This window comes from Bradyrhizobium sp. MI1.4 (genome assembly GCF_055811315.1).
In genome coordinates this window covers 85,879-106,241 of the sequence record NZ_JBVVPP010000017.1, presented here as the reverse complement: position 1 = coordinate 106,241, position 20,363 = coordinate 85,879, and the positions used below count along the sequence as shown (strand labels likewise).

Genomic DNA, 20,363 nt, shown 5'->3' with positions numbered 1-20,363 from the left:
CGTCGATTGACAGTGTGAAGCGTATCAGGACCCGCATGGTCGTCAAAGCGCCGCAGCCCGGATTTCGCTACCGGGAATATAGTTCACAAAGCGTGACCGGCCCGCCGCGCACCAAGCCAGGCCCTGTCAAGTCAAAGAGGAATTTAACGCTTGCGCCCTAACTTGCGCTCGCCATGAGTGACCAGGTCGTCCACAGCGAGGTTCAACCGTTTTCGGCGCGTGCGGCGCTTCCCGGGCTGGTGAGCCTTGGCGTCTATGGCCTGCTGCTGATCCTTGGACCGCGGCTGCTCAATGATCCCGACAGCTATTCCCACATCGAGGTCGGGCGCTGGATCATTGCGCACGGCACGCTGCCGGCGACCGACCCATTTTCTTTTTCGAGGCACGGCGCCCCCTGGATCACCTTCGAATGGCTCTCGGAGGTCATCTACGCCGGAGCCTACGCGCTTGCCGGCTGGCAGGGCGTCCTCGTCGTCGCCGCCGCGGCGATAGCGCTCGCCTTTGGCCTGTTCACGTTCTTCCTGCTGCGCGAGCTTTCGCCGACCCAGACATTGCTCATGGTGATCGCGGCCGTCATCCTGTTGGCGCCGCATATGCTGGCGCGGCCACATGTGCTGGTGCTGCCGCTGATGGTGACCTGGGCGGCTGCCCTGGTACGCTGCATGGATCGTGAAGGGCCTCCGCCGTACTGGGCCCTTCCGCTGCTGGTCGTGTGGGCCAATCTGCACGGCAGTGTGGTGTTGGCACTTGGACTGATCGGGCCTGCGGGGCTCGAGGCGCTGCTGCGCGAGAAGCGCAGCGAATGGCCACGCGTATTCCTGCGATGGCTACCGTTCACCGCGCTCGCGGTCGCGGCCTCCTGCCTGACGCCCTACGGGCCGGAACCGCTGCTGATGCCGCTGACCACACTCGGCCTCGGCCCGGCGCTCAGGTGGATCGCGGAATGGCGGCCGCAGGATTTCAGCCACATAGGTTTCTTCGAGTTGGTGCTGCTGGCCGGCATCTTCGCGCTCTCGCGTGGCGTGACGCTGCCGGTCGTGCGGGCCTTGGTCGTGATCGGCTTGCTGCATTTCGCGCTGGCCCAGATCCGCAATGCGGATCTGCTGGCCATGCTGGCGCCGCTCTATCTGGCGGCTCCGCTGGGGCGGAAGTTCGGCGGACCGATTGGGAAAGATGCGGCCGGCTCGTCGCGCCGCCTGAACCTGGCCGCCCTCGGTGTGTTGATTGCGGTGAGCGGGGCGACGCTGGCCCGTGATATACGGCCGGCTCCGGCCATCACCCCTCAGGCTGCCATCGCTGAAGCCAACCTCGCCGCAGCGGGGCACGTGCTCAACGATTATACCTTCGGTGGCTATTTGATCTTTGCCGGCATTCCCACCTTTATCGACGGTCGCGGTGAACTGTACGGGGGAGCGTTCATCAACCGCTACAATCGCGCCCTGGCGCTCGTCGATCTCGGCGACTTTCTCAGATTGCTCGACGAATACAGCATCGGCGCGACGTTGCTCGCGCCGGGGACGCCGGCTATAGCGATGCTGGACCGGCTGCCCCAATGGCAGCGCGTCTACAGCGACGACGTGGCGGTCGTGCACAAGCGGCGAGATATGCCGCAAAGATAGATCAAGCGGTCCCGTAGGCGGCGTATTGGCCGCCAAGCGGCACGCCGCTCAGGGTCGCTTCGAGACGCCGCGACGGCTTGGTGTCCCAGGGCAGCAGCAGGAAATGGCGCGCACCGATCTCGCGCAAGCCGCCGGCAGCCATCAATTTTCGGGTTGTGCCGGCCCCGAGCAAGACGGCGTCCCGGTCGAACTCACAACGCGCGACGGCAAGACGGGTCAGCGGGTTGTACGGATTGTGCTCGATGACGCAGACGAGTCCACCGGGGCGCGTCACGCGCCGCATCTCCGCGATGAATTGCGCCCATTCCGTTGGCACGAGATGGTGCATCACGCAGACGGCCGTGACCAGATCGAAGCTGGCATCGTCGAAAGGAAAGGTGCGGCCGTCGAACTCACGGTAGTCGACCCTGCCGTTGTCAGCGCGCGCCTGCGCCAGGCTGGCCGACGAGACGTCGATGCCGCTCAAGCGGCCGACTATGCCGTGCAGCAGTGGATGAAGGCTGCCTACGCCGCAGCCGACGTCCAGCATGTCGGGCCTCTCCGTGTCGAGCCGCTGCGCGATCAGGTTGCCCAGCAGATCGGCCTTGGCGCGCATGAAGAAATGATGCGGCAAGCCGGAGAAGTCGATCGAGGATTGGACCACGTCACGGTAGTTGTCGTGATAGCCGTCGAAGAGCTCGGTCATGCGCTGTGTCACTCGTTGACGGCGTGGATCGCGGGTGCGGCTGCCGCCTCGTTGCGGTCGAAGCCAGCGCGGGTCTGCACCACGTAGAGCGGTCGACGTTTCACCTCGGCATGGATGCGGCCGACGTAAAGCCCCACGATACCCGTCATCAGCATGTTCATTCCACACAGCAGGGACACGACGACCATCGTCGAGGACCAGCCGGTCACGAGATGACTATCGTTGCTGAGCCACAACAGGATCACCCAGCCGCCATAGAGCAGTGCCAGACCTGAGACCGTCAATCCGCACCAGATTGCCAGGCGCAAGGGCAGATCGGAAAAGCCGAGCGCGGCGTTCATCGCGAGCCGCAGCATCTTGAACAGCGGATATTTGGTCTCGCCCGCTGCTCGCTCGAGGCGGTGGAAGGTGACCTCCGCCTGCCGGAAGCCGAGCCAGGCGATCATGCCGCGTACGAAGCGGTCCTGCTCCGGCATCTGCCGAAGCGCGTCGAGCACCTTGCGATCGATCAGGCGGAAGTCGCCGACGTCGGCGGGGATGCCGACCGAGGACATCCTGCCGAGAAGCCGGTAGAACAGATGCGCGGTCGCGCGCTTGAATCGGCTTTCGCCGTCGCGCGACAGGCGGCGGGCGTGGACGATGTCGTTGCCTTCCTGCCATTTTGCGATCAATTGCTCGATCACTTCGGGCGGATCCTGCAAATCGGCATCCATGACGATGATCGCTTCACCTTGCGCGGCGTCCATGCCGGCGGTGATGGCGATCTGATGCCCGAAATTTCGCGACAGGCCGATATAGCGAAAGCGCGGGTCGCGCGTGGCGAGCGCCTGTAGCACGATCGAACTGGAATCGCTGCTGCCGTCGTCAACGAAGATCGCCTCTGCCGGCCCGTCGAGCCGGGACAAGACCAGGTCGAGCCTGCGCAGCAGCACCGGCAGCACGGCTTCCTCGTTGAACACGGGGATGACGAGGCTGTAGCGGATCGACTGGAAATTGGCCGCCATGCGAGAGAGTCCAACTCGTTGCAGGAGCGGAAGTCTATGCCGGCGGTGGTTAAGGTCGCCTTGCCACAACCATTAAGGATATGGGGCACCGCAGTGGCTTCCAAAAGGCGGGTGCAGATGGTGATGCCCGATTAACCACGCTGGGCAGCGCGGCTTCGGCCTCGGACTTGCGGTCTAGGACTTGCGGCGGATCTTGTAGAGAACAAATCGCTCAGAGGTGTCCAGCGCTTCCAGCAGATCCGGCAGCGGGTTTGCGGCTCGCGGCCCGAGGACATAGAGATAGTCGAAGTCCTGATGCCAGGTGCGGACGAACGGCGGAACGCCTGCCGGCGGCCGGCTTGCCGCAATCGCGGTAAGCACGCCCAGCGGCACCGGCCCCCCGTAGGGAATGGCAAGACGGCGCACGTCCTCGCGTGGCCGCACGGGCTGCTTGCCCGCTTCCGTGAATAGATTGGGCACGAACGCGTTGGCATAGTGCACGGCCAGCGTAGGTGCATAGTACATCGGATATGAGGTGAGGTCGGCGAAGGGCGGGTCTCCATTGTCGTCCGTGCTGGCGACGAGGATGCGCGAGCCGCGATCGATCTTGTGGAACGACTCGACGATGGCCGCATAGTCGGTGCGGTAAGGCAGCCACACCGTGAGCACGACGGCGAGATTGATCAGTATGACGCCACTGATCGCGGCGAGCGCTGCCATTCTCCACGCCCGGCTGGGCAGCGTCAGCGAGCAGAAGGCCGGCAGGATCAGAGCCGCAGCGGGAATGACGCGCAGGTCGACGAACGAGGTTCCGAACAGCTTCGAGGGAATGACGACGTAGAGCAGCGCGAAGCCGATCGCGAGCCAGGTCCCGGCTGTTTCGAGCTTGAGGACGCCGCGTCTTGCGGCGAAGAACAGCGAGACCATCAGCGTAAGCCCCGTCGCCGCTGCGATCGTCAGATTGTAACCGTTCATGATGCGCAACGGCCAGATCGGCTTGAATCCGATGAACCAGCTCGTTCCTTCGCTTCCGATCGATCCCGCGGTCATGCGCATGATCCCAAAGAGGGCAAGCGCCGGTATGGCCAACGCGCCGAGCCGCGCGGCGGCGACCCCGTACGACCTTCGCCCATGGCGGATGCGCGAGAGCTCGTAGACGCCGAGCGTCGCGCCATAGACGCCGAGGGAGAAGAAATGCGCCGCAAACAGCGCAGCGACGAAGACCATGTTGACGACGAAACGCAGTGGCCATGGGCGCTCCGCGAGCATCAGATAGACGGCGATGCCGCAAAGAGCGAGGCCCAGTCCGAACTCGAAATTCACGAAGCCCCAGCTGAACGGCAGACAGTAAAGGAAAGCGAGCGCCGCAAAGCCGGCGAGATGGACCCGTCCCTTCCGGGCCCATTCGAGCAAAAGCGCGCCTCCGACGATCAGCAATTGGCTCAGGAGCAGAAACAGGCGCGTGGCGTTCTCGACGTTGATCAGCCGCGCCATTCGCGGGACCAGCAGATCCATTCCAAGGTTGGGATAGAATGCCCAGGCCACTTCGTAATACGGATTGGCATTGGGAGTGCCGTTCTGGCTCAGAATGTACATCCGGGCGAGATGATTGGGATAGTCGACCATCGCGGGGATAGGGGTCAGCAGCACCGGAAGAAACGACAGGGCCGCCAGGACAGCAAGGACGCTGATCGGGGTCGATCGGTTCGAGCCAAAACGAGCCCAGATTGTCGAGGTCGGCTTGTCGGAAGGAATCATGTCATAGGGCCGCTAGAGTTTGAGCTTACGCTCTACGACGGCGCAACCGCGCGACACAACGCCAATAATGTGAACTTCGCGAAAATCAAACTGGGGTCGCCGCCGCATCGGAAGGAGGAGCCTATCATCCGGCGCGCTGCACGCGGATTCGTGCTGATGCGATTGCGGCGCGCCGGCTATGCCAGCTACTTCATCGCCGCGCTGATCGAGTTGAATTTGCTGCTCAGGAGTGCGCTGCCCGTGTTGTTCACGGCCGTGATGATCGCGAACGCGATGCCGGTGGCGATCAGACAATACTCGATGGCGGTGGCACCATTTTCGTCGGCAAGAAATGACTTGAGCAAAGTCATCGTCAACTCCTGTTCATCCGTCCAACCTAGGCTGGTGCCGTTTTCGGAATGGTAAATTGATTCACTAAGTTTTCGTGAGCGCGCCAAAACGCAGGGCGGATGGTCCTCACCTGCCGTTTGATATGGTGACATCGATTGACTTAAGGTTTCGTCACCCAATTCGGACGCATTTGGCGATGTCGTCATCCCGTCTCAGGACGAGATCTGGCGTTCCGGTGCGGCCTTGCTGGAGCGTTTCAGCACTATCGCCAGACGTCCGACCAGATAGCTGACCACGGACGGCTGCGCTCGCGCGGAGCTGCCGGCCAGGCTTTCTTCCTCGGCCGCGTCGTTGACGATGCCGATGTAATTCTTTCTGGCGTCCTGCTGCTTCACGAGCCTGCAACCCCGAGTTCAATCGAGGGGCGACGATGCTGCGCTGAGCGGGAAGCGTCGGTTAATTTTGTCTTCCGTAGGATTACGTGCCCTCCGGCCGCAGGCAGACGCTGAAAGCGCGGCTTGACTTAACGGATTGTTGAGCCTGTTCTCGAGCGGGCGCCCGGCTCACTCGCGCCGACCGTCCGCATTCAGCGCCCGCAACACCGCGATGCGGGCGAACATCATCCAGCCGCCGCCGGTCTCGGCCGCGTTGATCAGGGTTTCGATCGCGGTCTGCCAGTGGCTCGCATCCTGCGTATCCTCGGGCAGTCGCATGATGTGATCGGCAGCTTCTTGCAGCGTCCGCAGCTTGCGCCCGCCACGTAACGAGATGGGTTCGTCGAACGCGGTCGACCAGGGCATGTCAGGTCGGCCGATCGACGAGGGGCAGCATCACGGCGTCGGCGCTGTGCGATGCCGCTAGCCGGCCTTCTTCGCCCGGGCCGGCGCGCGCACCGGCTTGTCCGCCTTTTTGGGAGCGGCTTTCGCAGCAGTGTCCTTGCCGCCCTTGCCGGTGATCGGCAGCAGCATCTCACGCTGGCCTTCGACGCGCTTCTTCGGCTTCTTGCCCTTGACGGCGTCCTTGGTCACGTCCTTGGCCACCTTCGCCGCGGGGCCTGCGTCCTTCTCGTTCGCGATGCTCTTCTTCAGCGCGTCCATGAGGTTGATAACGTTGCCGCTGGTCTTGGGCGCGGCCTTTGCTGCGATGGGCGCGCCGCTGCGCTTCTTGTTGATGAGGTCGATCAGTGCGGTCTCGTAATGGTCCTCGAACAGCTCAGGCTCGAACGCGCCGGACTTCTTCTCGACGATGTGCTTTGCAAGGTCGAGCATGTCCTTGGTCAGCTTCACGTCCTGGATGTCGTCGAAATAGTCCTTCTCGCCGCGCACCTCGTAGGGGTAGCGCAGCAGCGTCCCCATCAGGCCGCTCCCGAGCGGCTCCAGCGCGATGATGTGCTCGCGGTTGGTCAGCACCACGCGGCCGATCGCGACCTTGTCCATGCTCCGGATCGTCTCGCGGATCACCGCAAATGCGTCGTGGCCGACCTTGCCGTCGGGCACGAGATAGTAGGGGCGGATCAGATAGCGGCTGTCGATGTCGGTCTTCGGTACGAACTCGTCGATCTCGATCGTGTGGGTGGACTCCAGCGCGATGTCGTCGAGCTCGTCCTTGGTGACCTCGATATAGGTGTCGGTGTCGACCTTGTAGCCCTTGACGATGTCCTCCGAAGTCACCTCGTCACCGGTCTCGGCGTCGACCTTGAGGTACTTGATCCGGTGGCCGGTCTTGCGGTTTATCTGGTTGAACGAGACTTTCTCGGTATCCGAAGTGGCCGGATAGAGCGCGACCGGGCAGGTCACGAGCGACAAACGCAGAAAACCCTTCCAATTGGCGCGGGGGGCCATGGGCTACTCCAAACGCAACGGGGACAGAAGACGAAGATACCATCGGGGAACACCGAATCATAGCAAGGCGGATCGCTGAATCTTGCAACTGCGTTAATCGGCCGCCCGGCGCGCGGTTGCAGCCCGATCCGGCTGCAAAAACCGGAACATCATATCCGATCATGCGTTGCCACTGGACATTCGCCGCGAGGAGTCGCGGCCATCCGATGCGACGGCCAGAAATTGAGGTCACCATGGCAACCACGCGAGACCAACGTCAGATCGTGGAAACTCCGACGGAGGCGCGCCAGGGCGAGCCTGGGCCGTCGGTGGCGGCGCTGCTCGCCATATCAACCGGGCTCGCGATCCTGATCCTCGCGGTCATCTGGTTCGTGTTCTTCCGGACCTGATCGGCAGATCGACCGGACGGTTTGCACCTTCCGACTCGCCGCGTAACGCGGCACATTGCGCCCGCCATGCCGTCGGTTCGTCCGGTGGCATGGCGGGCGCAGTGCGTTGACTGCGAACTGGTCGGATATGACCAAAAAGTAACGCGGCCGGTTCCCCGGTGTTCATATTCAGTTCACGCCGGAATTGCTCATCTGTGCAGGTGTTCATGCGGCCTAATTCTGGAGAGAAGCGTGCGCCTGCTCGTCGTTGAGGACGACCCCGATCTCAATCGCCAGCTTACCAAGGCGCTGACCGACGCCGGCTATGTCGTCGATCGCGCCTTCGACGGGGAGGAGGGGCATTTTCTCGGTGACAACGAGCCCTACGATGCCGTGGTGCTCGACATCGGCCTGCCGAAGAAGGACGGCATCTCGGTGCTGGAGGCCTGGCGGCGCAACGGCCGCACCATGCCGGTCCTGATCCTCACCGCGCGCGACCGCTGGAGCGACAAGGTCCAGGGCTTCGATGCCGGTGCCGACGACTATGTCGCAAAGCCGTTCCACCTGGAGGAGGTGCTGGCGCGGATCCGCGCGCTGCTGCGCCGCTCCACCGGCCACGCCCAGAGCGAGCTGACCTGCGGCCCCGTCACGCTCGACACCAGGACCGGCCGGGTCAGCGTGTCGGGTAATCCCATCAAGATGACGTCGCACGAATATCGGCTTCTGGCCTACTTGATGCACCATTCGGGGCGCGTCGTGTCCCGTACCGAGCTGGTCGAGCATCTCTACGACCAGGACTTCGACCGCGACTCCAACACGATCGAGGTCTTCGTCGGCCGCATCCGCAAGAAGCTCGACGTCGACATCATCCAGACTGTCCGTGGCCTCGGCTATCTCCTGACCCCGCCGGCCCCCGGCGCTTGAAGCGCGGTGTCTCGAACTATCTCGTCTAGACGTATCTTGGCTTGACGGGCGGCGCAGCAGGGGCCTTGTTCGGGTCATGAGTTCCGACGCCATGCCACCCCGCGCCTCCGGGATCATTCCGATGCCCGCCAGCTCGCTTGCGAACCGCCTGTTTCTGTCGGCGACCGCGTGGCTCGTGGTGATCCTGGCCATCACCGGCGTGGTGCTGTCGTCGGTCTACAAGAACGCCACCGAGCGCGCCTTCGACCGCCGGCTCAATCTCTATCTCCGCACGCTGATCGCCGAGGTCGCCACCCCCGACGAGCCGCCGGACCGCCAGTTCCAGTCGCTCGGCGAGCCCTTGTTCGAATTGCCGTTGTCCGGCTGGTACTGGCAGATCACGCGGACCGACACCGAAAAGCCGGAGGTGCGCTCCTCGCGCTCGCTCTGGGACAAGAAGCTGCCAAAGCTGGAAGAGCAGGGCACCGAGCTCACAGCCGCGGGCATCCGGATCGCTTATGTCGACGGTCCAGAGGGACAGAACCTGCGCATGGTGGAGCGGCCGGTCGATCTCGGCGCGGACGGCAAATTTCTCGTCAGTGTCGCCGGTGACGACACCGAGATTTTCGACGAGACGCGCAGTTTCGATTACTACCTCGGCGGCACCTTCACCGCGCTCGGTATCGTGTTGCTGCTGACCACCGTGTTTCAGGTCCGCTTCGGTCTCGCGCCGCTCAAGCGCATCTCCGAATCCATCGCCGACATCCGGTCCGGGCGGGCGGAGCGGCTCGAGGGCGAGTTCCCGGTCGAGATCGCACCGCTGGCGCGCGAGACCAACGCGCTGATCGACGCCAATCGCGAGATCGTGGAGCGCGCGCGCACCCATGTCGGCAATCTCGCCCACGCCATCAAGACGCCGCTCTCGGTCATCGTGAACGAGGCCGGCGCGCATGCCACCGATCCGTTCGCGGCCAAGGTGATGGAGCAGGCCGACGTGATGCGCGACCAGGTCGCCCATCATCTCGAGCGCGCGCGCATCGCGGCGCGGGTCTCGGTCGTTGCGACGGTGACGGAGGTGGCACCGGCCATCGAGGCACTGCGGCGGACCATGGAGAAGATCCACCGCGGCCGCGGCATCGTGGTCGAGGCCGAGGCCGATCCGTCGGCGAAATTTCGTGGCGAGCGGCAGGATCTGGAGGAGATGGTCGGCAACCTCGTCGACAACGCCTGCAAATGGGCGGCGTCGCGGGTCTTCATCGAAGTTCTGGCGGAAGCGCCGCAGCAGGCGAGCATCGGCCCGCGGCTGCATATCATCGTCGACGATGACGGCCGCGGCCTGTCGGAGGCCGAGCGCACCCAGGTCTCACGGCGCGGCCAGCGGCTCGACGAGTCCAAGCCCGGATCGGGGCTGGGACTGTCGATCGTGACCGAGCTCGCTGCGCTCTATGGCGGCAGCCTCTCCCTCGGGCGCGCACCGATGGGGGGCCTGCGGGCGGAGCTGGTCCTCCCCGGAATATAATCCCTTGTTCCGACGCGACTATTTGGCCTGCTGCACACCGATCCGGACGAAACCAGGGGTATTCGGAGGGACTTCCTAAACGGCTTCTTAAGTGGCCCCACCTATGATCGAGCAGGACGGATCCCACGTCCGCCATTTTACCGTTCATTACCCGGGCGCATGAGCCAGACATCGATCGAGCGGCTGAGGGACTATCTCGCGCAGCTCCCGCCGCAGGCGCAGGCGCTGCTGATGCGAGAGTTCGAGCGTGCGCTCGAGCGCGGCCAGGACACGGCCGTGGCAACCCTCGTGCTCGACCAGCTGCGCAAGATTGTCCGCAAGACGGAAGCCGACGAGGCCGCACCGCCGCGTACGGACGATCTGTCGCGGCTGCTGTTCCAGGTGCTGGAACCCTTCCTGGTCGAAGCAGGCGCCCCGATCCGGGTCGGGCAGGTCCGCCGCTCCTCGCTGGCTCCGATCTGGCAATGGCTCGGCCGCGACGGTGCTCCGGATAAGCTGAAGGAACTCGAGGCGGCGCTGGCGCGCACGCCGGCCGACAGCGCAGGGCAGGTCGAAGCGCTGGCCTCGAAGCTCCAGGCGGTCGCTGCGGATGCCATCTTCGAGCTGACGGGGCCGGGCGGGGGTGACAAGTCGCGTGCGCTCGCCCGCGTTGGTCCGCCCAACGTGATTGAGGACCTCTGTTCGACCGGGGCGGTGCTCGCGGTCCGCGACGCCATTGCCACCTTGAACGAGAAGCTGCCGCGCTCTTTGCGCGCCTTCGGCGATGCCCAGATCGCATCGGTGACTGCAGCGCTCAACATTCCCGTCCTCCAGACCCCGCAGATGCTGCCCTTCGCGCTCTCCATCGTCGTGCAGCGGATGACCGCGCCGTGGCAGATCATCCGCCTCGCCATCAAGATTGCCGCATCCGACGACGAGATCCGTGTTGCGGCAACGCCCTATGGCGTCGCCGTCACGATCGCGCTGCATGATCTGTCCTGCGTGGCCGCCATCCTGCGCATGGACATCAAGCGCGGCCATTTCGACAATGTCGCCGCCAATCTCAAGACGCTGCACGACGGCGTGCGAGGCCTGCGTACCGAACTCGACCTGCGCAACGATTCTGCCTGGGGCAAGCAGTTGACCTCGATCCGGGCCGACATCTCTAACGCGCTGCAATCCGAGATCGACAGTGTTCCCGGCCGCGTCCGCCGCATCCTGCGCCAGCGCGCCGAGAAGGACATTCCGCCGGGCGCGCGGATCGACAGCACCGAGGTCGAGGAAACCGTCGCGCTGATCGATTTCGTCGCCACCTGCCGCAATTATGCGAGCGAGCTTGCGATCAACGAGGTGACACTGCGCACCTATTCCGACCTCCAGCAATATGTCGAGCGTTCGACTGAGCAGCTGGTGCAGTCGCTGCGCGGCGCCGATCACAAGGTCCGCACCTATCGGCAGCAGCAGGTGCAGGCCGCGATCCGCTTCTGCCAGGTGCTGTTCGGCGATGATTATGCCTCGCTGATGAGCCGCGCCGCGGAGAACGCGGCCACGGGCGAGCGCAAATCGTCGCGCGCTAGCTGATCCAGGCGCATATTTCAGTAGTCACAATTTCAGGTTGACGGTGTCGGTGGCTGGCCCTACGGTCGCCGTGCAGGTTTTTTATATTTCTATCTGTGGGCGCATGAAATCCGTTATCAGTTCCATCGAAATCGAGAATCGCGTCGTTGTTGCCAAATATCAAAGGCTGATGGTCGGCGCGAAGGTGGTGCTGGTCGAGAAGGCAAGCGGTCGGCAGCTTCCTGAGACCGTCACCAGGGTTGCATCACCCGTTCCCGTCGGGGCGTTGCGCATCAGATTGCCCGACGCTATCGAGCCGGGAACATATTTCCTGAAGGCCTTCAACGGACATGGCGAGGACGCCGCTCAAAGCGCGGACTTCGAGATCGGCTAAGCCGTTGGATTTTCACCATTTCGGGACTGTGCGCGGTCGCGCCGAATTGACAATTGTCAATTGCCGCATCGTCCGGCCGTGGTGTAAAGCGACCTGTGGGCGCGGCTTGCGCGCTGCCGGAAGCTTGCCAGATGATGCTATGGTTCGTGTTCGCGCTGATGACGGTCGCGGCGATCTTCGCCGTGCTTTTGCCGCTCGGCCGTAGCGGACGCGCGCAAAATCAGGGCAGCGAGGTCGCGGTCTACAAGGACCAACTCGCCGAGATCGAGCGTGATCTTGCCGCAGGGCTGATCGCCGCGCCCGAAGCCGAGGCCGCGCGCGTCGAGGTCAGCCGCAGGCTGCTTGCCGCGGCCGGCAGCGAGCCCGCAACGGCACCGAAATCCAGCCTCAAATGGCGCCGCGCGGCGGCCGTGCTGGCGCTTGCCGGCCTGCCGCTGGTTGCGATTGGTGTCTATGTGCCGCTCGGCTCGCCCAGGCTTCAGGACTTTCCACTGGCGCAGCGGGAGCGCGGATCCGGGTCCGGCATGGCGCAGTCGCTCGAGAATCTGGTCGTACAGGTCGAGCAACATCTGGAAAAGAATCCGACCGACGGGCGCGGCTGGAACGTGATCGCGCCCGTGCTGGAGCGGCTGGGTCGGTTCGACGACGCCGTGCGCGCCTATCGCAACTCGCTCACCTACAATGGCGAGAGCGCGGAGCGCCGGTCCGATCTCGGCGAAGCGATCTCGGCCGCCGCCGGCGGCGTCGTGACCGCCGAGGCCAAGACCGAGTTCGAGCGCGCGCGCGCGCTCAGCGCCGACGACCCCAAGGCGAACTATTTTCTCGGTCTCGCCGCCGAGCAGGACGGCCGCAAAGACGATGCCGCCAATATCTGGCGCGCGCTGCTGGCGAAAGCGCCGGCGGATGCGCCGTGGCGGCCTCTGGTGCAGACCTCGCTCGCGCGGGTCGGTGGCGGTGGCGCGACGATGCCGGCGCTGTCGGATGAGACCCTCGCAGCTTCCAAGGACATGAAAGAGGTCGATCGCAACGCGATGGTTCGCGGCATGGTCGAACGGCTCGCCACGCGCCTCAAGCAGAACGGCGACGACGTCGAGGGTTGGCTGCGCCTGGTGCGCGCCTATCTCGTCATGGGTGATCGCGACAAGGCAGTGGGGGCATCGACCGATGCCCGCCAGGCGGTTGCCAACGATGCAGCGCGGCTGCGCCAGCTCGATGAAGGCCTCAAGACGCTCGGGCTCGACGGATGATGATGTCAGGACGAGACGGGCAGGGAATGGATACGCCATGACGCGCAAGCAGCGACGTATGACCATCATCGGCGGCTCGCTCGCCGTGCTCGCCCTCGCGGCCGCGCTGGTGCTCAACGCGCTGCGCGACTCCATCGTGTTCTTTTCGACGCCGACCATGGTCGCCGAGAAGCACGTTGCGCCCGGCAAGCGGTTTCGCCTCGGCGGCCTGGTGCAGCCCGGCTCGCTCCAGCGCGGCGACAATCTCGCTGTGACCTTCGAGGTCGCCGACGGCGGCGCAAAGCTTCCGGTCGCCTTCAAGGGCATTTTGCCCGATCTGTTCCGCGAGGGGCAGGGCGTCGTCGCCGAAGGCGCGCTCGATGCTGACGGCGTGTTCAAGGCCGACACCGTGCTCGCCAAGCACGACGAGACCTACATGCCAAAGGACGTCGCCGATGCCCTGAAGAAGCAGGGGCACTGGAAGGATGATTACGGCGCCAAAGCTTCCGACGGCGTCAAGCCCGCGGCCACGACCGCGCAGGGCAATCCGCAGGGAGCAGTTCGGTGATCGCGGAGTCAGGACATTACGCGCTGGTGCTGGCGCTCGGACTGGCACTGATCCAGTCCATCGTGCCCCTGATCGGTGCGCGGCTGCGCGATGATGCACTGATGAATGTGGCGCGCTCCACTGCGCTGGCGCAGCTCCTGTTCGTCGGTGCGTCGTTCATCGCGCTTGTGATGCTGCACGTAGCTTCGGATTTCTCGGTCGTCAACGTCTACGAGAATTCCCACTCCATGAAGCCGCTGCTCTACAAGATCACCGGCGTGTGGGGAAACCATGAAGGCTCGATGCTGTTGTGGGTGTCGATCCTCGCGCTGTTCGGCGGATTGGTCGCGGCCTTCGGCAACAATCTGCCGCTGTCGCTGCGCGCGCATGTGCTGGCCGTACAGGCGTGGATCGCCAGCGCCTTCTATCTCTTCATCCTGGTGACCTCCAACCCGTTCCTGCGCATCGCCAACCCGCCGATCGAGGGACGCGATCTCAATCCGGTGCTTCAGGACATCGGTCTCGCCGTGCATCCGCCAATGCTCTATCTCGGCTATGTCGGCTTCTCGGTCTCGTTCTCCTTCGCGATCGCGGCGCTGCTGGAGGGGCGGATCGACGCCGCCTGGGCGCGCTGGGTGCGGCCGTGGACGCTGGTCGCCTGGATCTTCCTGACGCTCGGTATCGCCATGGGCTCGTACTGGGCCTATTACGAACTGGGTTGGGGCGGCTGGTGGTTCTGGGACCCGGTCGAGAACGCTTCGCTGATGCCGTGGCTTGCCGGCACCGCGCTGCTGCATTCGGCGCTGGTGATGGAGAAGCGCAATGCGCTGAAGGTCTGGACCATCCTCTTGTCGATCCTGACTTTCTCGCTATCGCTGCTCGGCACCTTCCTGGTGCGCTCGGGGGTCATCACCTCGGTGCATGCCTTCGCGACCGATCCAACCCGCGGCGTGTTCATTCTCCTGATTCTCTGCCTGTTCATCGGCGGCAGCCTGTCGCTGTTCGCGGGGCGCGCGACGTCATTGAAGCAGGGCGGTCTGTTTGCGCCGATCTCGCGCGAGGGTGCGCTGGTGCTGAACAATTTGCTGCTCACGGTCGCCTGCGCGGTGGTGCTGTTCGGCACACTCTATCCGTTGGCGATGGAAATGCTGGCCGATTTCAAGATGTCGGTCGGCGCGCCGTTCTACAACCTCACCTTCGCTCCGCTGTTCACGCTGCTGCTGCTCGCCGTGCCGTTCGGGCCGTTACTGGCATGGAAGCGCGGCGATCTGCTCGGCGTGACGCAACGCCTGCTGGCGGCTGGCGTTGCCGGGCTTGTCGTCGCCGCTATGGTCTGGGGCTGGGCGCGCGGTGGCAGCGCGCTGGCGCCGCTCGCGATCGGGCTTGGCATCTTCGTGATCGCCGGTGCCGTCACTGACATCGTCGAGCGCACCGGCCTCGTGCGGCTACCGTTCGCAACGGCGCTGCACCGGGCCCGCGGCCTGCCGCGCTCGGCCTGGGGCTCCGCGTTTGCGCATGCCGGCCTCGGCATCGCGCTGATCGGGATCGTCTGTGAGACCACCTGGAACAGCGAATATATCGCGACCATGAAACAGAACGACGTCGCCCATGTTGCCGGTTACGACGTCAAGCTCGATGGTTTGTTTCAGCGCCAAGGCCCGAACTTCCGCGAGATGATCGCCGAATTCAATGTCAGCCAGGACGGCGAGACGCTCAGCGTGATGACGCCGTCCAAGCGTAGCTTCACGACCCGCGGCTCGTCGACCACCGAGGCCGCGCTGCTGACGCGCGGCGCCAGCCAGCTCTACATTTCGCTCGGCGACGCCACTGCCGAGGGCGCCATTGCCGTGCGCATCTATCACAAGCCGCTGGTGCTGCTGATCTGGTGGGGGCCAGTGCTGATGGCATTCGGCGGCGTGCTGTCGCTGTCGGACCGGCGCCTGCGGGTGGGTGCGCCAAAACCGGCGCGGGCCAAGCAGCGCCTGCAGCCGGCGGAGTGATCTGATGCGCCGAATGATGGTCGCGTTCGTCGCGCTGATGCTGCTGGCCTTGCCTGCGGCGCATGCCGTGCAGCCCGACGAGATCATGTCGGACCCGGTGAAGGAGTCGCGCGCACGCGACTTGTCGCGCGAGCTGCGCTGCATGGTCTGCCAGAACCAGTCGATCGACGATTCCGATGCGCCACTGGCGCGCGATTTGCGGCTCCTGGTGCGCGAGCGCATCGCGGCCGGCGACAGCAATTCGCAAGTGCTCGATTTCCTGGTCGCGCGCTACGGCGAGTTCGTGCTGCTCAAGCCGCGCTTCGAGCGCCAGAACGTGCTGCTGTGGCTGCTCGCGCCGCTGCTGCTGATTGGCGGTGGCTTGGCGCTGTGGCTGCAAATCCGCCGGCGCTCGCGAAATGGTGCAGATGTCCCAGCTCCGCCGCTCACGCTCGAGGAAGAGGCGCGTCTCGCCGCATTGATGTCAGACGAGGCCACATCGCGTTAGCTACGTCGCTGCATCAAAGCGGGGCACTGCGCGGGCATTCCTGGAACTTCGTTAAGTTCCTGCAGGTTCGCGATTTTCGGCCGCGATAAACTGCCGCATCCGCACACGCGTTCATTACAAAAGTTTAACCCCGCCGCCAGCGCACGGTAAGGCGGCAGCCCCCATCTTCAGGTCCGTAAGGTGCCGCCGTCAGGTACCAAATGGATTTCAAGGCCCTGGAGATCTCTGCATGACCGACCGTTCCGACCTCTCGAACCTTCCGTCCTACCGGCAGCCCCGCCGGTCGATTTTCTCGGCCCGCAAGATCGCGCTGATGGCCTCGGTCGTCGCCGGCCTCGGCGCCGCCGTCTACGGCTTCGGCACGTCGACCTCGCCGGCCGACCTGTTCTCGAGCCCGGCGCATGCACAGGTCAACAACGAGGTCCGCAAGGTCGAACGCCCAATTGGTTTCGCCGACATCGTCGAGCGCGTGAAACCGTCGGTGATCTCGGTAAAGGTCAACATGAAGGAGAAGACCGCGAGCAACGATGACGGCGATGACGCGCAGTCGCCGTTCCAGCCGGGCTCGCCGATGGAGCGGTTCTTCCGCCGTTTCGGCGGTCCGGATGGCATGCCGGGCCTGAAGGGTGGTGGCGGTCGTGGCCGCGTCGTGCAGGGCCAGGGCTCCGGCTTCTTCATCTCGGCTGATGGCTTTGCCGTGACCAACAACCACGTGGTCGACGGCGCCGACAAGGTCGAAGTCACCACCGACGACGGCAAGACCTACACCGCCAAGGTGATCGGCACCGACCAGCGCACCGACCTCGCCCTGATCAAGGTCGAGGGCAGCTCGAACTTCCCGTTCGCGAAGCTTGCCGACGGCAAGCCGCGGATCGGCGACTGGGTGCTCGCGGTCGGCAACCCGTTCGGCCTCGGCGGCACCGTGACTGCCGGCATCGTTTCGGCCAGCGGCCGCGACATCGGCAACGGCCCCTATGACGATTTCATCCAGATCGACGCGCCCGTGAACAAGGGCAATTCCGGCGGTCCCGCTTTCGACACCAACGGTGAGGTGATGGGCGTCAACACCGCGATCTACTCGCCTTCCGGCGGCAGCGTCGGCATCGCGTTCTCGATTCCCGCAAGCACCGTGAAGAGCGTGGTGGCGCAGCTCAAGGACAAGGGCTCGGTCAGCCGCGGCTGGATCGGCGTGCAGATTCAGCCGGTGACATCCGACATCGCCGACAGCCTCGGCATGAAGAAGGCTGAAGGTGCGCTGGTTGCAGAGCCGCAGGCGAATGGTCCGGCGGCCAAGGCCGGCATCGAGTCCGGTGACGTGATCACGTCGGTCAACGGTGAACCGGTCAAGGACGCACGCGAGCTCGCCCGTACCATTGGCGGCCTGGCGCCCGGCGCGACCGTGAAGCTCAACGTGCTGCACAAGGGCCAGGACAAGGTCGTGAACCTCACCCTCGGCCAGCTGCCGAACACGATCGAGGCCAAGGCCGACATCGACAAGGACAGCGGCAAGGGCGCGAGCCGCGGCACCGACGTGCCCAAGCTCGGCATGACCGTCGCGCCCGCCGATTCCGTGGCCGGCGCCGGCAAGGAAGGCGTCGTGATCACCGAAGTCGATCCGAAGAGCGCGGCTGCCGAACGCGGCTTCAAGGAAGGTGACGTGATTCTCGAAGTCGGCGGCAAGAGCGTGAGCACCGCCGGCGAAGTCCGCGACGCCATCAACACGGCGCGGACCGACAACAAGAACAGCGTCCTGATGCGGGTGAAGAGCGGCGGCCAGTCGCGCTTCGTCGCCGTGCCCATCGCCAAGGGCTAACGAAGGGCTAACCAAGGGCTCGGCCTCAGGAGGCCTCCGAGATGAAGGGTGTCGCCGGCATCAGTCGCCCCCGCCGACGGCGCCCTTCGGGGGAGCAGCGCAACGTTTGCTTCCCCTGTCTACCTTCCGGTGGAATACGCCCCCCTCCGTCGGAAGGCCTAGGGCGGTGAAGTCCCCCCAGCTTCACCGCCCGCCTTTTTCTCGATGCCAGAGTCTCTCACTCGGCTTGCATGCGATTGCCGCTCGCGCCATGTTTAGAGAAGGTTCACTCCCTTGACCGTTGCCGAACGCACGATGCGCCTCCTCATCATCGAAGACGACCGCGAATCCGCCGACTACCTCGTGAAGGCGTTTCGCGAGGTCGGGCACATTGCCGACCACGCCGCGGACGGTGAGGAAGGCCTCGCCATGGCCGAGAACGGCGATTACGACGTGCTGGTGGTCGACCGCATGCTGCCCAAGCGCGACGGCCTGTCGGTGATCGGCGCGCTCCGCGACAAGGACGATTCGACGCCGGTGCTGATTCTCTCCGCGCTCGGCCAGGTCGACGACCGCATCAAGGGCCTGCGCGCCGGCGGCGACGACTATCTGCCGAAGCCCTATTCCTTCGCCGAGCTGTTGGCCCGCGTCGAGGTGCTGTCGCGCCGCCGCGGCGGTCCGGCCGAGGACACACTGTACCGCGTCGGCGATCTCGAGCTCGACCGGCTCTCCCATCGCGTTGCGCGCGGCAAGGACGAGCTGACGCTGCAGCCGCGCGAATTCCGCCTGCTCGAATATTTGATGAAGCATGCGGGCCAGGTGGTGACCCGCACCATGCTGCTGGAGAACGTCTGGGACTATCATTTCGATCCGCAGACCAACGTGATCGACGTGCACATTTCACGGCTGCGTTCCAAGATCGACAAGGGTTTTGAGCGGCCGCTGCTGCACACCATCCGCGGCGCGGGATACATGATCCGTGACGGCATTCGGTAAACTCGTCCGCACCACGGCGTTCCGGCTGACGCTGGTCTATTTGCTGTTGTTCGCGATGTTCGCGGCCTCGCTGCTGGCCTATTTCGCCTGGAATACGCGGCGGCTGATCACCGAGGAAATCACGCAGACGGTCAATGCCGAGACGTCCGAGATCAACGAGATCTACGGCCGCCGCGGCTTGGTCGGCCTCGTGCGCGCGATTGAGTACCGGGCGCTGCGGCCGGGGGCCAACCTCTACCTCGTGACCACGCCGACCGGGCAGGCGATCGCCGGCAATGTCGGCTCGCTGGCGCCCGGCGTGATGGCGACGCGCGGCTGGTCGGAGACGGCGTATCGGCGCATCGAGGATGCGGACGAGCGCGACCATCGCGCCCTGGTGCGCGTCACCGAGCTCGAGAATGGCTTCCGGCTTCTGATCGGCCGCGACCTCGCCGAGCGGCGGCGCCTGTTCGGCATCGTCGCCAAGGCCGCGCAATGGTCGGTGCTGATCGTCGTGGTGCTTGGCCTGGGCGGCGGGATCTTCGTCGCGCGCAGGGTGCTCAGGCGCATCGACGCGATGAGCGGCACCGCCCATCGCATCATGACGGGCGATCTCAGCGAACGCCTGCCTGTGGGGCGCAGCGGCGACGAGCTCGACCGCCTCGCCGAAAACCTCAATGCCATGCTGGAGCGCATCGAGGCGCTGATGGCGGGGCTGAAGGAGGTCTCCGACAACATCGCCCACGATCTCAAGACGCCGCTGACACGCTTGCGCAACCGCGCCGAGGAGGCGCTGGCGAAATCAGGCAGCGAGGCTGACTACCGTGCCGCGCTGGAGCGGACCATCGAGGAATCCGACGGCCTGATCCGTACCTTCAACGCGCTGCTGATGATCGCGCGCGCCGAGTCCGGGCAGGCGCGCGGCAACATGGACGATTTCGACGCGGCCGATGTCGCCAACGGCATCCACGAGCTCTACGAGCCGCTGGCTGAAGACGACGGCATGACGCTGAAGGTCAAGGCCGATCCGACGCCGGTGCACGCCAACCGCGAACTGATCAGCCAGGCGCTCGCCAATCTTGTCGAGAATGCGATCAAATACGGCAAGCCGGCCGCGCAGCCGGCGGGAACCGTGGTCAGCATGGAGGGCAGGCAGATCACGATCGAATCGAGGCGCGAGGGCGATCAAGTGCTGCTCAGCGTCACCGATCGCGGTCCCGGGATACCCGAAGCCGACCGCAAGCATGTGGTGGAACGATTCGTGCGGCGGGAAGCCCGCCCCCCGCGGCCGGGGTCCGGCCGCGGCCGCAGGGTAGCCACCCCGGGGGGGCCCGTGGATGGGGGGGGGTTGGGGGTGGGGGTCCCCCCCCCCCGGGGACTCGGCCCCCGTGTGGGGCCCG

General features: G+C 64.9%; 20 protein-coding genes. 13 read left to right on the top strand and 7 right to left on the bottom strand.

The window, feature by feature from the left end:
• Nucleotides 1–173 precede the first annotated feature (173 nt).
• Entirely contained in the window at nucleotides 174–1,619 is a 1,446-nt protein-coding gene (locus AC0L23_RS20650; protein WP_085385859.1) for a hypothetical protein, read from the top strand.
• A 1-nt stretch (nucleotide 1,620) separates the two neighbouring features.
• On the opposite strand, the gene AC0L23_RS20645 is transcribed toward AC0L23_RS20650, so the two are convergent.
• The 7 genes from AC0L23_RS20645 to ku form a co-directional block, all read right to left on the bottom strand.
• A complete protein-coding gene (locus tag AC0L23_RS20645) occupies nucleotides 1,621–2,304 on the bottom strand; it encodes a class I SAM-dependent methyltransferase (protein ID WP_085385858.1) in 684 nt (227 codons plus the stop codon).
• Between the two features lie 8 nt (nucleotides 2,305–2,312).
• Nucleotides 2,313–3,308 carry a glycosyltransferase family 2 protein gene (locus AC0L23_RS20640; protein WP_085352302.1) on the bottom strand — a complete coding sequence of 332 codons (996 nt, stop codon included), beginning with the start codon at nucleotides 3,306–3,308 and terminating at the stop codon, nucleotides 2,313–2,315.
• Between the two features lie 174 nt (nucleotides 3,309–3,482).
• A complete protein-coding gene (locus AC0L23_RS20635; protein WP_085362391.1) occupies nucleotides 3,483–5,045 on the bottom strand; it encodes a hypothetical protein in 1,563 nt (520 codons plus the stop codon).
• Nucleotides 5,046–5,230: 185 nt separating this feature from the next.
• Nucleotides 5,231–5,395 (bottom strand): Flp family type IVb pilin, encoded by a 165-nt coding sequence (locus AC0L23_RS20630; RefSeq protein WP_018458549.1) that lies wholly within the window; start codon nucleotides 5,393–5,395, stop codon nucleotides 5,231–5,233.
• 192 nt (nucleotides 5,396–5,587) lie between these two features.
• Nucleotides 5,588–5,770 carry a hypothetical protein gene (locus AC0L23_RS20625; protein WP_018458550.1) on the bottom strand — a complete coding sequence of 61 codons (183 nt, stop codon included), beginning with the start codon at nucleotides 5,768–5,770 and terminating at the stop codon, nucleotides 5,588–5,590.
• Nucleotides 5,771–5,938: 168 nt separating this feature from the next.
• Entirely contained in the window at nucleotides 5,939–6,175 is a 237-nt protein-coding gene (locus tag AC0L23_RS20620) for a hypothetical protein (protein WP_018458551.1), read from the bottom strand.
• A 57-nt stretch (nucleotides 6,176–6,232) separates the two neighbouring features.
• Nucleotides 6,233–7,216 carry a non-homologous end joining protein Ku gene (gene ku / locus AC0L23_RS20615; RefSeq protein ID WP_018458552.1) on the bottom strand — a complete coding sequence of 328 codons (984 nt, stop codon included), beginning with the start codon at nucleotides 7,214–7,216 and terminating at the stop codon, nucleotides 6,233–6,235.
• A 233-nt stretch (nucleotides 7,217–7,449) separates the two neighbouring features.
• Here ku and AC0L23_RS20610 point away from each other — a divergent pair, with 233 nt between their 5' ends.
• The 12 genes from AC0L23_RS20610 to AC0L23_RS20555 all read left to right on the top strand — a co-directional run.
• A complete protein-coding gene (locus AC0L23_RS20610) occupies nucleotides 7,450–7,605 on the top strand; it encodes a hypothetical protein (protein ID WP_007593402.1) in 156 nt (51 codons plus the stop codon).
• Nucleotides 7,606–7,836: 231 nt separating this feature from the next.
• Complete coding sequence (locus AC0L23_RS20605; protein ID WP_018458554.1) at nucleotides 7,837–8,508, top strand: response regulator transcription factor; 672 nt, start codon at nucleotides 7,837–7,839, stop codon at nucleotides 8,506–8,508.
• A gap of 121 nt (nucleotides 8,509–8,629) precedes the next feature.
• Nucleotides 8,630–10,006 (top strand): sensor histidine kinase, encoded by a 1,377-nt coding sequence (locus AC0L23_RS20600; RefSeq protein ID WP_085362392.1) that lies wholly within the window; start codon nucleotides 8,630–8,632, stop codon nucleotides 10,004–10,006.
• A 159-nt stretch (nucleotides 10,007–10,165) separates the two neighbouring features.
• On the top strand, nucleotides 10,166–11,566 hold the full coding sequence (locus AC0L23_RS20595; RefSeq protein ID WP_085362393.1) for a hypothetical protein: 1,401 nt from the start codon (nucleotides 10,166–10,168) through the stop codon (nucleotides 11,564–11,566).
• Nucleotides 11,567–11,666: 100 nt separating this feature from the next.
• Nucleotides 11,667–11,936, top strand: coding sequence for a hypothetical protein (locus AC0L23_RS20590; protein WP_007593394.1), 270 nt, complete (start codon nucleotides 11,667–11,669; stop codon nucleotides 11,934–11,936).
• A 131-nt stretch (nucleotides 11,937–12,067) separates the two neighbouring features.
• The gene (ccmI, locus tag AC0L23_RS20585) at nucleotides 12,068–13,183 is read left to right on the top strand and encodes a c-type cytochrome biogenesis protein CcmI (protein WP_085362454.1); all 1,116 of its coding nucleotides are present in this window, start codon (nucleotides 12,068–12,070) and stop codon (nucleotides 13,181–13,183) included.
• Nucleotides 13,184–13,220: 37 nt separating this feature from the next.
• Entirely contained in the window at nucleotides 13,221–13,730 is a 510-nt protein-coding gene (gene ccmE, locus AC0L23_RS20580; RefSeq protein ID WP_026233609.1) for a cytochrome c maturation protein CcmE, read from the top strand.
• Complete coding sequence (locus AC0L23_RS20575; protein ID WP_473357367.1) at nucleotides 13,727–15,709, top strand: heme lyase CcmF/NrfE family subunit; 1,983 nt, start codon at nucleotides 13,727–13,729, stop codon at nucleotides 15,707–15,709. The genes ccmE and AC0L23_RS20575 overlap by 4 nt, the downstream gene beginning before the upstream one ends.
• A 4-nt stretch (nucleotides 15,710–15,713) precedes the next feature.
• Entirely contained in the window at nucleotides 15,714–16,196 is a 483-nt protein-coding gene (locus AC0L23_RS20570; protein ID WP_085362395.1) for a cytochrome c-type biogenesis protein, read from the top strand.
• Nucleotides 16,197–16,425: 229 nt separating this feature from the next.
• Complete coding sequence (locus AC0L23_RS20565) at nucleotides 16,426–18,009, top strand: Do family serine endopeptidase (RefSeq protein WP_085362396.1); 1,584 nt, start codon at nucleotides 16,426–16,428, stop codon at nucleotides 18,007–18,009.
• A gap of 294 nt (nucleotides 18,010–18,303) precedes the next feature.
• A complete protein-coding gene (locus tag AC0L23_RS20560; protein WP_035969420.1) occupies nucleotides 18,304–18,984 on the top strand; it encodes a response regulator transcription factor in 681 nt (226 codons plus the stop codon).
• Nucleotides 18,968–20,363: HAMP domain-containing protein (locus tag AC0L23_RS20555; protein ID WP_473357366.1), on the top strand; the 1,396-nt coding region annotated here is incomplete at its 3' end. The genes AC0L23_RS20560 and AC0L23_RS20555, both read left to right, overlap by 17 nt.